This is a genomic window from Steroidobacter cummioxidans (genome assembly GCF_003104955.1).
The window spans coordinates 14537-28000 of sequence record NZ_LSRW01000002.1; the positions used below are offsets into that span (position 1 = coordinate 14537).

Annotated in this window: 8 protein-coding genes; 4 read left to right on the forward strand and 4 right to left on the reverse strand. The window is 62.3% G+C overall.

Annotation, left to right across the window (positions count from 1 at the left end; genetic code table 11):
* The first annotated feature begins 2 nt into the window (after window positions 1-2).
* Window positions 3-1289 (forward strand): MFS transporter, encoded by a 1287-nt coding sequence (locus D0550_RS00650; RefSeq protein ID WP_116807298.1) that lies wholly within the window; start codon window positions 3-5, stop codon window positions 1287-1289.
* A gap of 43 nt (window positions 1290-1332) precedes the next feature.
* Here the strand turns inward: D0550_RS00650 and D0550_RS00655 are convergent, their stop codons facing one another.
* The 4 genes from D0550_RS00655 to D0550_RS00670 are packed head-to-tail and all read right to left on the reverse strand — an operon-like array spanning window position 1333 to window position 9414.
* Complete coding sequence (locus tag D0550_RS00655) at window positions 1333-3999, reverse strand: glycoside hydrolase family 3 protein (RefSeq protein ID WP_116807167.1); 2667 nt, start codon at window positions 3997-3999, stop codon at window positions 1333-1335.
* 2 nt (window positions 4000-4001) lie between these two features.
* A complete protein-coding gene (manD, locus tag D0550_RS00660; RefSeq protein WP_116807168.1) occupies window positions 4002-5258 on the reverse strand; it encodes a D-mannonate dehydratase ManD in 1257 nt (418 codons plus the stop codon).
* Window positions 5258-7219 (reverse strand): sialate O-acetylesterase, encoded by a 1962-nt coding sequence (locus D0550_RS00665; RefSeq protein WP_116807169.1) that lies wholly within the window; start codon window positions 7217-7219, stop codon window positions 5258-5260. The genes manD and D0550_RS00665 overlap by 1 nt, the downstream gene beginning before the upstream one ends.
* Window positions 7220-7221: 2 nt before the next feature.
* Entirely contained in the window at window positions 7222-9414 is a 2193-nt protein-coding gene (locus D0550_RS00670) for an alpha-glucuronidase family glycosyl hydrolase (RefSeq protein WP_174842461.1), read from the reverse strand.
* Window positions 9415-9549: 135 nt separating this feature from the next.
* Here D0550_RS00670 and D0550_RS00675 point away from each other — a divergent pair, with 135 nt between their 5' ends.
* From D0550_RS00675 to D0550_RS00685, 3 genes are all read left to right on the forward strand, one after another.
* Complete coding sequence (locus tag D0550_RS00675) at window positions 9550-10632, forward strand: LacI family DNA-binding transcriptional regulator (protein WP_116807170.1); 1083 nt, start codon at window positions 9550-9552, stop codon at window positions 10630-10632.
* A 166-nt stretch (window positions 10633-10798) separates the two neighbouring features.
* On the forward strand, window positions 10799-12286 hold the full coding sequence (gene xylE, locus D0550_RS00680) for a D-xylose transporter XylE (protein ID WP_116807171.1): 1488 nt from the start codon (window positions 10799-10801) through the stop codon (window positions 12284-12286).
* A gap of 12 nt (window positions 12287-12298) precedes the next feature.
* Window positions 12299-13456 carry a fumarylacetoacetate hydrolase family protein gene (locus tag D0550_RS00685; protein WP_116807172.1) on the forward strand — a complete coding sequence of 386 codons (1158 nt, stop codon included), beginning with the start codon at window positions 12299-12301 and terminating at the stop codon, window positions 13454-13456.
* Window positions 13457-13464: the final 8 nt, after the last annotated feature.

Genomic DNA, 13464 nt, shown 5'->3' on the forward strand with positions numbered 1-13464 from the left:
ACATGCAGAGCGCGGAAGCTGTCAGCACCAGCAATACCTCCACTTCGACCACCGGCCGCTATCGATGGCGCATCTGCGGCCTGCTGCTCGCCGCCACCACGATCAACTACATCGATCGTCAGGTGCTGGGCGTGCTCGCGCCCGAGCTGCAAAAGACCTTTGCGTGGAGTGAGGTCGAGTACGGCTACATCATCACGTGTTTCCAGGCTGCGTATGCCATTGGCCTGGTCAGTGCGGGTGCGGTGATCGATCGGCTAGGCACGAGATTGGGCTATGCACTCGCGATTGCGGTGTGGAGTCTGGCCGCAATGAGTCACGCACTGGTCGGCAGCGTCGCAGGCTTCGCGATGGCTCGTTTCGCATTGGGACTGGGCGAAGCGGGCAATTTTCCGGCGGCGCTGAAAACGGTGGCCGAATGGTTTCCCCGGCGTGAGCGCGCGTTCGCGACAGGTATTTTCAATTCCGGATCGAACATCGGTGCGATCGTCGCACCGCTGACGGTGCCGATCATCGCAGTCACCTTCGGCTGGCAAGCTGCGTTCCTCATGACGGGCATTCTGAGTGTGACCTGGCTGACCATCTGGCTCAGAACCTATCGTCCCCCTGAGCAGCATCCGAAACTGAGCGCCAGCGAGCTGGCGTTGATTCGCAGCGATCCGCCCGATCCCGTCGAGCGTGTGCCGTGGTCTCGCCTGCTGAGATATCGGCAGACCTGGGCATTCCTGCTCGGCAAGTTCATGACCGATCCGATCTGGTGGTTCTTCCTGTTCTGGCTGCCGAAGTATCTGCACAGCGAATATGGCTTGAGCCTGCTCGGGCTGGGCGCGCCGCTGGTCGCGATTTATGTCCTTGCCGACATCGGCAGCATTGGCGGCGGCTGGATCGCGGGCCGCTTCATCAAGATGGGCTGGTCAGTGAATCGCGCCCGCAAGACGGCGATGCTGATCTGCGCGCTGTGCGTCGTTCCGATCGTGTTCGTATCGCACGTTCAGAACGTCTGGGTCGCGGTGTTGCTGATCGGACTGGCGACCGCGGGACATCAAGGGTGGTCGGCCAATATCTTCACGCTGCCCTCGGACATGTTCCCCAAGCAAACCGTCGGCTCGGTCGTCGGCATCGGCGGCTTTGGCGGCGCGGTCGGCGGCATGATGATCGCCACCTTCACCGGCTTCCTGCTGCAGACCACGGGCAGCTATGTGCCGGTGTTCATCATGGCGGCGACCGCTTATCTGCTGGCGCTGGGAATCATCCAGCTGCTGGCGCCGCGGCTCGAGCCGGCTCGGATGTAAATCAGCTGGCGTCCGCCTGCTACGGCGGACGCCCTCTTTCCGATCAGCGCTTCACTTCAAACGTCTGTCGAGCGCGAATGTCCGCGCTCGACGCGCCAACCTGCACTTCGTACTTGCCGGCATCGACCGCGTAGCGCTTGGCGTTCACGTCATAGTGACGCAGATCGTTGGACGCCTTGACCGTGAAACTGACGCTGCCCGTCTCACCTGGCTTCAATGCAACGCGCTTCACACCACGCAGATCCTTATTGGCCCGCTGCTGCTTGGAGTCTTTCGGTGCAACGTAGAGCTGCACGACTTCCTCGCCGGAGCGCGAACCCACGTTCTTCACCGTGAGCGACGCCTGGATCGTGCCATCCGGAGCGACCTTTGCTCGATCCAGCTTCAAGTTTGAATATTCGAAGCGCGTATACGACAGACCGTGACCGAACGGATACAGCGGCTGACCCGTGAAGTATCGATACGTGCGGCCCTGCATGGCGTAGTCATCGAAGGGCGGCAGCTGCTCGTTCTCTTTGTAGAACGTGACCGGCAGACGACCCGACGGATTCACATCACCAAACAACACATCCGCAACCGCGTTACCGCCGCGCTGACCCGGATACCAGGCCATCACGATCGCGGGCAGACGCTGCTGCGCCCAGTCCACCGCGAGCGCCGAGCCGCCCGTGAGCACCAACGCAATGGGCTTGCCTGTCGACTGCAACGCTTCGAGCAGCTTGCGTTGGCTGCCAGGCAAACGCAGATCGGTACGGTCGCCGCCGGCGAAGCCCGGGTAGTTGACCTTCATTTCCTCGCCTTCGACATCGCCCGTCAAGCCGCCCACGAAGACGACCGCATCAGCGGAGCGAGCGACATCCAACGCTTCTTCGAAAGGCTCCTTCGCTCCCGGACGCCGCCAGCCCAAGCGCACTTCGGCGTCGCGAATGTCCTCGAAATATTCGAGCTTGATGCGATAGGCCCGACCGCCTTCGAGATCCGCGGTGACGCTGTGACTCTTCACGCGCTCGTTGAGCTCCCAGCCGTCCACGATCAGGCGGTCGTCGATATACAAACGCACGCCATCGTTCGCACCGACGACCAACTCATATTTTCCCGAGGTCGGCGGCAACAGCTGGCCGGTCCAGCGAACGCTGAAGTCATCGCCTGCCAACGCCTGCTCATTCGACAGCTCGCCTCGCGCTGCCAGGTCATCCGTCGGCGCGCCGCGGTCCCAACGGAAGGCAATTCGCGAATCGATGCGCGTCATCACCGGAGCGCCGGCAAGGTCGCGGCCGCGGAAGTATTCACCTTTCAAGCCCTGCTCTTTCGAGTTCGCGTCGGGCCGCAGGAAACTCGCCTCGATCAGCGGCACCGCACGCGGCTCTTCACGACCTTCGACCAAGTCCGCGCCGCGCGCGTAGATCACATTAGTCTGCTTGCCCGCTGCCTCACGGATGCCCTGCAGGATCGTCACGGGTGCCGAAGGCGTGCCGTAGTAATTGCCGAGCAGCGACATGACTTCATCTGCCGTCGGACCGATGACGGCGAGCGTCTTGATATCACGCGAAAGCGGCAGCATGCCGTCGTTCTTCAGCATGACGATAGATGACTGCGCTGCGCGCCGCGCCAGCTGATCGTGCTTGGGCGATTGATTGACCGAGTACGGAATCTGCGCCCAGCGAACCTGCTCCGGCGGATCGAACATGCCCAACTGGAAGCGCGTGAGCATGAGCTTGCGCACGGCGGCGTCGATCTCTGGTTCGCTCACGAGATTCTGCTTCACTGCCGGAACGAGCGCGTCGTAGGTCTTGCCGCAGTCCAGCTCGCAGCCGTAACGCACGCCCAGCGCAGCGGCCTCGGGCGCCGTCGCAACGATCTTGTGATGTTTGTAGATGTCCTCGATGGAATCGCAGTCCGAGACCACGTACCCATTGAACCCCCAGTCTTTGCGAAGAATCTGCTGCAGCAGTCGCGGGCTGGCAGACGCCGATTCGCCGTAGACGCGGTTGTATGCGCCCATCACCGACGCGACCTTGCCTTCCTGCACGAGCGCCTGGAACGCCGGCAGATAGGTCTCATACAGATCGCGCTCGCTCGGGTGCACATCGAAGTAATGGCGGTCTGCCTCGGGTCCACTGTGGACGGCGAAGTGCTTCGCGGTGGCATCGACCTTGCGATACTTCGGATCGTCGCCCTGCAAACCCTTCACGAACGCGACGCCCATGCGCGCGGTCAGCCAGGGATCTTCGCCGTAAGTTTCCTGGCCGCGCCCCCAGCGGGGATCGCGAAAGATATTGATATTCGGCGACCAGAACGTCAGGCCTTGATAACGCTTGCGCAAGCCGCGATTGGCGAACTCATGGTGTTTGGCGCGCGCCTCGTCGCTGATGGCCGTGGCGATCTCGAACATCATCTTGTCGTCGAACGTGGCCGCGAGACCGATGGCTTGAGGAAACACCGTCGCCGCACCCGCTCGAGCAACGCCATGCAGTGCTTCGTTCCACCACTCGTATTCGGGCACATCGAGCCGCGCAATGGCCGGTGCGTTGTTGCCCAGCTGCGCGACCTTCTCTTCCAAGGTCATGCGTGACACCAGGTCGGCGGCGCGTTCCTCGAACGACTTGTTCAAATCCTTGTATATCGGCTGCTCTGCCGACGCCGATAGCGAAACCGCCAGCAGTGCGGCCACGGTTACGGCAAGCTTGTTCGATGACTTGGTGTAGCGCATGGTTACCAATCCCACATTGAGCCGTCTTCCAGACGAGCGACAGGTAATTGTTTGGGCGAGTATGGATACTTGGCGGCGAGCTGTTCGTCGATGGTGACGCCGTGCCCCGGCGACTCACCACAGTGCAACCGGCCATCACGGAAGTGATAGTCGTGCGGAAACACCTCATCAGTCTCCTGGGCGTGATGCATCCACTCCTGAATGCCGAAGTTCGGCACCCAGGTGTCGAAATGCAGGGCCGCGCCCATGCACACCGGCGAGAGGTCGGTCGCGCCGTGGAAGCCCGTGCGGACCTGATATAGCGACGCAAAGTCCGCGAGACGGCGAACATGCGTGATGCCGCCGGCGTGCACGATGGTCGTGCGGATGTAGTCGATGAGCTGATTCTCGATCAGCTGTTTGCAATCCCAGATCGAATTGAACACCTCGCCCACGGCGAGCGGCGTCACGGAATGGTGCCGGATCAGCTCGAATGCCTGCTGATTTTCCGCGGGCGTCGCGTCTTCCAACCAGAACAGCCGATACGGCTCGAGACTGCGCGCCAGACGCGCCGCTTCGATTGGCGTCATTCGGTGATGGCCATCGTGCAGCAGCTCGACATCGTTGCCATGATCGACACGCAACTGCTCGAACAGCTGCGGCACGACCTCCAGATACTTCGGCGTCGACCACAATGTTTCCAGCGGCAGCTGTGTCTCGGCAGGCTCGTAGGCATTGCCGCCACTGGCAATTCCGTACGTCTTCGCCAAGCCTGGCACGGCGCACTGAGCGCGGACCGCGCGGAATCCCATCTCGATGTAGCGACCGACTTCGTCGCTGGTCTCGGCAATGTCACGACCGTTCGCGTGCGCGTAAACCAGCGCACCCTCGCGCGAACGACCACCGAGCATTTGATAGAGCGGCAGGCCAGCGAGCTTCGCAACGATGTCCCACAACGCCACGTCGACTGCAGCGATCGCAGTCATGGTCACGGGACCGCGACGCCAATACGCACCGCGATAGAAGAACTGCCAGGTGTCTTCGATACGCCCTGCATCCCTGCCGATCAGATTGGGGACGATGTGCTCCTGCAGATACGCCGCGACCGCCAGCTCCCGACCATTGAGCGTGGCATCGCCGAGCCCGGTGATTCCCGAGCGGGTCACGATTTTCAACGTAACGAAGTTTCGCCCTGGACACGTGACGATGACCTTGGCGTCGACGATCTCGCGATCGCGATTCGAGCCGGCCACCACGGGCGGCTCTTGCTCAACGCTCATCAATTTACCTCGATCTGGAACGGGCCAGCCGGCAACGGCACTTCGTCGTATAGCGTGCACACCGGGCTGTCGGCCCAGCAATAACGGACGCGCGTCGCGGTGCCAGCGTTCGCGCTCTTCAGCAGCACGCGCTGTCCTTGCAGCGTTGCCTCGGCGTACTCGCAAGTGCCCGCAGCGGCACCGCACGTTTCGAAGCCAATCGGACGCGCAGCACTGTAAGTCACGAGCTTTCCGGTGATGTCGGTGAACTGGACAGAAACGGCGTCACCCTCGCGACGCGCACTCACCGGAATCGGACCGGACGGAGGAGCGGCGTCCTTGTACAGAACATGCCGAGCAGCACGAGCCAGACGGCGCGCGACCTCTTGTTTGTTTGCCGGATGAATGTCGGTGCGCTCACCCAGATCGACGGCAATTGCGAGCCCCGCGTTCTGATCTTCCTTCACTGCCAGACGCTGCCCTTCTCGCGTCTTCGCCCAACCGCTCTCAGTCGGTTGCGTCGAGGCCGGACCGTAATCCGCCAACTGCACCACGAAGAACGGCAGATGCGCGCCGAATTGCGTCCGCCAGTCGGCGAAGAAGCGGGTCAGCAGCGGTTGGTACTGATCGCCATCATCGGTGTTGGATTCGCCTTGATACCAAAGGACACCGCGCAGGCTGAGATTCGACAGTGGCGCGATCATGCCGTTGTAAATTACGCCCAATCCGGCGACGGCTTCCCAAGGTGCGCGCAACGGGAACGCGGCGTTGGAAGGCGGCAATTGGTAGCGCCACTCTTTGTTGAGAACGACGCTCGATCCATCAGCAAATCGAAGCGCGCGACTCTCCATCGGACCCGGCAAACCACCGCTCGCGTAGGTATCGAGCACGCTGACGACAACGGTGTTCTCACCCGCCCGCAGCACCTTCGGCGGCAATGGATACGATTTCTCGCCGCCAGGACCCGCGGCGCCAACCAGCCGACCATTGATCCAGACCTGATCGGACTCATCGACACGTCCTAACGCAAAGGTAGCCTGCTGCGCGGCTTGTGACTTCGTCAAAGTCACATTCGTTCGATACCACAGCATGCCGTCGTACTTCGCCAGTTCCGGGACGCCCCAGTTTTCCCAGTAGCCGCGCTCGATCGGCGCAGGCTTCCACTCTCCCTTGGGCTTCGCGCTCCACGGCTCCTGACCAGGCTTGTCTTTCGTGCGCTCACGCCACCAGCCTTCCCAAATGCTGGCCCACTGCGCAGCCGCCGCTACGGGATCCTTGCTCGATTGCGCCAGCGCATCCAGCGCGCGGTCGTAACCTCCCATGGAACGCAGCGCAGATGCAGTCATCCACGACTGGATCTTCGAGCCACCCCACGCCGAATTGATCAAGCCCATCGGCACGTTGTCTTTCTTCTGCATTTCGCGCGCGAAATACAGGCAGAGGGCCGAGAACTCCGGCACGGTGGCCGGCGACGCTTTCAACCATTGCACCGGGCTGACGAATCCGTACTGGGGATCCGGATGGTTCGCCAGCGGCACGGTGAGCATGCGAATGGAATCGTTCGTCGAGTTGGCGATCTCGGAGCGGGAATCGAGCGCGCGATGGACTTGCAGGACCATGTTGGACTGGCCCGAGCACAACCACACATCGCCGATCATCACATCGTTGACGACCTGCTTCGCTCCCGAGGCTGCGGTGACCGACAGCTCATAGGGACCGCCCGCACTCATGTTTGGCAGGCTCGATCGCCATAGCCCGGTCGAATCCGCTGTCGCCTGTGCGCTCGAGTTCGCCAACATCACCGTCAGCGACTCGCCCGGCGCGGCGCGGCCCCAGACATTGATGGCCTGCCCTCGTTGCAGGACCACGTGATCCTGAAACAGATCGTGCAGCAACGCCGCGTTGGCACTCGACGCAGCGAGCACCGCCCCAAACGACAACATCGCGCCCGGGAGCCACTTCGACATACGGCGTGCCCTCATGGTCAGTGATGTCCCGGTGCGTACGGGAATTCGAGCGACTTGTAGTATTCGAGCGAGTGCTCGGGCGGCGTAAAGCCGGCGGGCAGCGGTCGCTTCGAGAATGTCTGGAAGTAAGCGATGCTGGAATCGCGCCACCACTTCGCTTCCTTCTCCTGAATCTTCAGGAAGGCCGCGACCTGCTGGTGCCGCTCGGCGTCGACGAACGGCGCCAGCCCTTGCCACGTTCCTTGCATCTCGCGAACCGCATCGACGCCGCGCGTGTATCGATACACCAGTTCGTCCCACAGGATGCGGCCGGACTTGGTGCGATAGTCCCAAGGCACATGATGGAACCAGAGCAGGAACTGCTCGGGGATCCGCTTGAGATCGCCAAACTGCGCAGCCACTGGCGGCGCGTATTGTGCGACGGCATTGCTACCAGTCTTGGTGCGATCGAAACCGACGCCCTTTGCATCGGCGCGATGGTAGTAAACAGACGTCCAGTCCGCGCGCGGACCGCCTTCGACCCAAGGCCCCGGGCCGTAGTGATGACCGCGCCCCATCAGATGATGCAAGCCGAGCGGCGTCATGTAATCGACCACCGCCTCGTGCGATTTCATCATCATCGCGACCACAGGCTGCACGAACTTCGGATCATTCGAGAACGTCATCCGCGCCCACTCTTCGGCGAGGTCCCTGGAGGAGAGCATCGGATTCCAGGCGAGACGTCCGAAGGCATACCAGTTCGCTTGCTCGAACTGCGCGCCACTCCAGTTGCGATCCGTACCGATGTTGGCCACGCCCGCAATCGCCGTGTGCGCGTATTTATCCACGGAGCCGTCGAGGACCTTCGCCACCGTCGAGCCCTGGCGCGGGCGATAGGTATCCGCGCGTAGCACCTCTTCGTAGAACGCGCCGAGATAGACCAGGTGGGTCGCGAAGCCCAGATATTCCTTGGTGATCTGGAATTCCATGGCCAGCGGCGTCTTCGGCATGGCGCCGAACAACGGATGGAACGGCTCGCGCGGCTGGAAATCAATGGCGCCGTTCTTCACCTGCACCAGCACGTTGTCGCGGAACTTGCCGTCGAGCGGCACGAACTCGTCATAGGCCTGCTTGGCGCGATCGTCCGGTTGCTCGTGTGAATAGACAAACGCGCGCCAGATCACCATGCCGCCATAGGGTTTCACTGCATCGGCCAGCATGTTCGCGCCGTCGGCATGCGTGCGGCCGTAATCCTGCGGGCCCGGTTGTCCTTCGGAGTTCGCTTTGACCAGAAAGCCACCGAAGTCGGGAATGACTTTGTAGACTTCCGCAGCCTTCGCTTGCCACCACTGCTGCACGCCCGGGTCGGTCGGATCTGCGGTCTTCAGGCCGCCGATCTCCACCGGCGCGCTGAATCGCGCCGTAAGAAACACTCGGATCCCGTACGGACGAAACACGTTCGCCAGCGCAGCGGCCTTCTCGAGATAGGACGCGGTCAGCATCGTCGCGTTTGCATTGACGTTGGTGAGCACCGTCGCATTGATACCGATCGATGCGTTGGCGCGCGCGTAATCGGTGTACCGCGGGTCGAGGTAATCGGGCAGCTTGTGCCAATCCCAGAGCGAAAAGCCGGAATAGCCGCGCTCGACGGTGCGATCCAGATTGTCCCAGTGATTCAGCATGCGCAGCTGAATGCGTGAGGACTCGGTGATATTCAGATTCCCCAGCGGCTGCTGGGTCTGCAACAGGCGCAGAAAATGAAACACGCCATAGAGCACGCCCACGTCGTCATTGGCGCCAATGACGATGGTCTGCTGGTTGTCGATGCGCCGCTGACGAATGACATAGCCTTGCGGCGCCAGCTCCTTCAATCCCAGATCGAGCTGCGCAATCTGCGCATTGGAGCCTGGCGTGCCTACTAACAAACCCGGCGCGGACACGCGGTCCGAAGCAGCGGGCTGCTGTGACAGCAAGCCGTTCAATCCGCGCAATAACTCGTCTTTGGCGGCCACCAGGGTCGACGACGGCGTCGGCATCACCAACTGAGCCGTGGCAGATACGTATAAGACGCGCTGATCGGCAGGGAGCGAGTGATAGCGCAGCCACAGCTCATAGCCATCTTCGGCAGCGGCGGGCTGCATGAAAAGCGCCGCGCACAGCGCCCAAACAGACAAAATCGCTCGAAACAAAGGCGCGCACCCGCCACCCAGCGAACGATGACCTGGTGCCATCTCTTCCCCCTACCATCGGCCTACCTACGTTTTGGTAACGGTAACACGGTCGCTCGGCGCGCTTCCACCCTTTGCCGCTCCAAGGCGATAATGTGCTGAATTCATTCGAGCCCGCCCCTGCCGCTCAGCACTTTCATGCAAAACGCACCTCGCAAGGCCCGAAACTCGGCCACCTCGACCCGCCGTAAAAGCGCCGCCGTCACCATTCACGAGGTGGCTCAGCGCGCCGGCGTATCGCCAATGACCGTGTCCCGAGTGGTCAACGGCAACGCCAATGTGAGAGCCGCGACGCGCGAAGCGGTGATGCGCACGGTGCGCGAGCTCAACTACACACCAAATGCCGCCGCCCGTTCGCTGGCCGCCGCCTCGGGTACGCGAATCGCATTGATCTATACAAACCCGAGCTCCGCCTATTTGAGTGAGCTGCTGGTCGGTGCGCTCGACGGCGCCAGCAAGGCGGCCACTCAACTCGTGCTCGATACTTGGGATCACATGACCCGCGCCACCGAGCGGGCCGCGGCTCGAAAGATCGCGCAGAGCGTGGCAGGTGTGATTCTTCCGCCGCCGCTGTGTGAATCGAAGGCTGTTTGTTCCGAACTGGTGGCCGCTGGAATTCCCGTCGTCGCGATCGCTTCGGGACGATTTCAGCCTGATATTTCCGGCGTGCGCATCGATGACTTTCGCGCAGCGCAAGAAATGACCGAGCATTTGCTGTCATTCGGCCATTCGCGCATCGCCTTCATCAAAGGTCATCCCAATCAGACGGCCAGCGCCCTGCGCTACGAAGGTTTCCAGGCAGCCATGGCCACCGCCGGTGTGCCAGTCGATCCGACCCTGGTTCAGCAAGGCTTTTTCACCTATCGCTCCGGCCTGGAAGCGGCCGAAAAACTGCTGGCGCGCAAGAAGCCACCAACTGCCATTTTTGCAAGCAACGACGATATGGCCGCCGCCGCGGTGTCGGTGGCTCACCGCCGGGGAATGGATGTACCGCGCGACATATCTGTGGTCGGCTTCGACGATACGCCGACCGCCACCACGGTCTGGCCCGAGCTGACCACGATCCGCCAGCCCATTGCCGCGATGGCGGCATCTTCCATCGATCTGCTGCTGCGGAGCATTCGTCGCCGTAAAGACGGCGAAGCCCGCGTCGTGGTCGATCATGTCGTAGCGCACGTTCTGGTCAAACGCGACTCAGTCGCAGCGCCGATGCCGACCTGATTCCGCGCTACGGAGCGCGCGTCTCATCCATAGCCCTGTCTTTCGTTAGGGCTAGTCCGTGCTTGAATTTTGATAGCGCTATCACTACGCTGGTCGTCAGCATGAGGCCGTTGAGAGCCTCGCATCGACAATCCACTCATAGGCGTCATCTCAGGGGGCGCAATTTATGTCACAGGGGATTCCCAACGCCGAGCTGAATCCCACGCTGGTGCGTGGACTTGCGTTCGTCGCTGCACTCGGCGGACTGCTGTTCGGCTACGACACGGCGGTCATTTCCGGTGCGGTCGGCGCCATCGACCATAACTTCATCGACCCGCGCGGCCTGTCGGAAACCAGCGCAGCCAGCCTGTCCGGCTGGGCCATTTCCTGCGCCCTGCTCGGCTGTGTGATCGGCGCGGCGCTGGCCGGCCCGATGTCACAAAAGCTCGGCCGACGCGGCGGTCTGCTGGTGTCGGCAATTCTGTTCATGTTGTCCGCGGCCGGCTCGGCTTATCCGGAATTCGGCTTCCTGTGGATTGGCGGCGATGGCCCGGAAGCGCTGACCGCCTTCATCCTGTATCGCATCCTCGGCGGCGTCGGCATCGGCGTGGCCTCGATGCTTTCCCCGCTCTATATTGCCGAGATCGCTCCCCCCAAGCAGCGCGGCCAGCTCGTCACCTATCAGCAGGTCGCGATCGTTGTCGGCATGACGCTGGTGTACTTCGTAAATTGGTTCATCGCCTCGCAGGGTGACGACCAGTGGGTGCTCTCGACCGGCTGGCGTTACATGCTGCTGTCGGCCGCCCTGCCTGCCGTTTTGTTCTTTGCGCTGCTGATGCTCGTGCCGGAAACGCCGCGCTGGCTGGTGATGAAAGGCCGCATGGACGAGGCACGGAACGTTTTGTCGCGCCTGACGAACGAAACCGAAGCGCGCGTCGTGCTAAAGGAGATCGACGAATCGCTGCGCGAGCGCACCGGCAAGTTGTTTGCTTTCGGCGCGCTGGTGGTGTTCGTCGGCATCATGCTGTCGATATTCCAGCAGTTCATCGGCATCAACGCGGTGCTGTACTACGCGCCGCTGATGTTTCAGAACATGGGCGCTTCGACGGACAGCGCGCTGCTGCAGACGATCATCGTCGGCGTCGCGAACATCGTGTTCACCCTGGTCGCGCTGGTCACCGTGGATCGCTGGGGCCGCAAGCCGCTGCTGATCCTGGGCGGTGCGGTGATGGCAGTCTCGATGCTGACGCTGGGCTTCCTGTTCAACAGCCACAACGTCGGCACGGCCGCGCTGATCGCGGTGGTCGCCTATATCGCCGGCTTCGCGCTGTCGTGGGGCCCGGTGGTCTGGGTGTTGCTCGCCGAGATCTTCCCGAACGCCATCAAGGGCAAGGCCATGGCGCTCGCGGTCGCCATGCAATGGATCGCGAACCTGTTCGTTTCCTGGTCGTTCAAGGTACTGGACGGCAACTCGACCCTGAACGCTATGTTCAACCATGGCTTCGCCTACTGGATCTACGGCGTGATGAGCATTCTCGCCGCCTTGTTCGTGTGGCGTTTCGTGCCCGAGACCAAAGGTCACAGCCTGGAAGCAATTCAACATCTGTGGACGCAGAAGCCGGAAGACCTGGCCGGCTCCGCCGCCTCCAAGACCAGCACTGCCAACGCACTGTAGATCGATTCGCTTATGAGATTACTTGCTCATCTTCCGGCGGACTGGCGTGAGGCCACCCTCGTTGGCCGCCTCGCCACGGCCGCCGGCCCGACACCGGTCGTCATCACTCGCGGTCGCGTTAGAGACGTATCGCGAGTCGCGCCGACTGTTTCGGATCTGCTCAACAATTGGAGCGGCGCGATCCCAGCCGGCGACGATCTCGGCCCGCTCGAGCAGCTGCCGCTGGCGGCTGCTTTCAACGGCGGCGCGTCTGCAGCGACACGTTTGCTCGCGCCCGTCGACCTGCAATGTGTGAAAGCGTGCGGCGTCACGTTCGCCGTGTCCGCGGTGGAACGTGTGATCGAAGAACGCGCCCGCGGCGACTACGCCAAAGCTCAGGCCATTCGTGATGCATTGGGTGAGCGCGTCGGCGCCGACATTCGCTCCGTCAAACCCGGCTCAGCCACCGCGGTCCGCTTGAAGGAAGCGCTGATCGCAGATGGGCTGTGGTCGCAGTATCTGGAAGTCGCCATCGGCCCGGATGCCGAAGTATTCACCAAGTCTCCCGTACTCTCGTCGGTGGGCTGGGGTGACTGGATCGGCGTGCGCAAGGAGTCGCAATGGAACAATCCCGAGCCCGAGATCGTGCTCGCCTGCGATGCCCAGGGCCGCACGCTCGGCGCTGCGCTCGGCAACGATGTGAATCTGCGCGACATCGAGGGCCGTAGCGCGCTGTTGCTCGGCAAGGCGAAGGACAACAACGCGTCCTGCGCCATCGGCCCGTTCATTCGTATGTTCGATCCGACGTTCAGCATCGACGCCGTTCGTAGAACCGTCGTTTCACTGACCGTCGAGGGCGAGGACGGCTACAAGCTCGAAGGCAGCAGCTCCATGTCCTTGATCAGCCGCGATCCGCTGGAGCTGGTCGCGCAGACCCTGAGCCAGCATCAGTACCCGGACGGCTTCGCGCTGTTCCTCGGCACCATGTTTGCTCCCACGGACGATCGCGATGTGCCCGGCCGCGGCTTTACGCACAAAGTCGGCGACCTCGTGCGCGTGTCCTCGCCTCATCTGGGCACGCTGGAAAACAAACTGACGACTTCGGACCAGGCGCCGCCGTGGTCGCACGGCATCGGTCATCTGATGCGCAATCTTGCCAGCCGGGGCCTGTTGGCCCAGCGCTCCACCTAAGGCTCAAG

Excerpts from the sequence above, each read along its gene's own strand:
- D0550_RS00650 (WP_116807298.1), top strand. The coding sequence starts at position 3 with ATGCAGAGCGCGGAAGCTGTCAGCACCAGCAATACCTCCACTTCGACC.
- D0550_RS00655 (WP_116807167.1), bottom strand. The coding sequence starts at position 3,999 with ATGCGCTACACCAAGTCATCGAACAAGCTTGCCGTAACCGTGGCCGCA.
- manD (WP_116807168.1), bottom strand. The coding sequence starts at position 5,258 with ATGAGCGTTGAGCAAGAGCCGCCCGTGGTGGCCGGCTCGAATCGCGAT.
- D0550_RS00665 (WP_116807169.1), bottom strand. The coding sequence starts at position 7,219 with ATGAGGGCACGCCGTATGTCGAAGTGGCTCCCGGGCGCGATGTTGTCG.
- D0550_RS00670 (WP_174842461.1), bottom strand. The coding sequence starts at position 9,414 with ATGGCACCAGGTCATCGTTCGCTGGGTGGCGGGTGCGCGCCTTTGTTT.
- D0550_RS00675 (WP_116807170.1), top strand. The coding sequence starts at position 9,550 with ATGCAAAACGCACCTCGCAAGGCCCGAAACTCGGCCACCTCGACCCGC.
- xylE (WP_116807171.1), top strand. The coding sequence starts at position 10,799 with ATGTCACAGGGGATTCCCAACGCCGAGCTGAATCCCACGCTGGTGCGT.
- D0550_RS00685 (WP_116807172.1), top strand. The coding sequence starts at position 12,299 with ATGAGATTACTTGCTCATCTTCCGGCGGACTGGCGTGAGGCCACCCTC.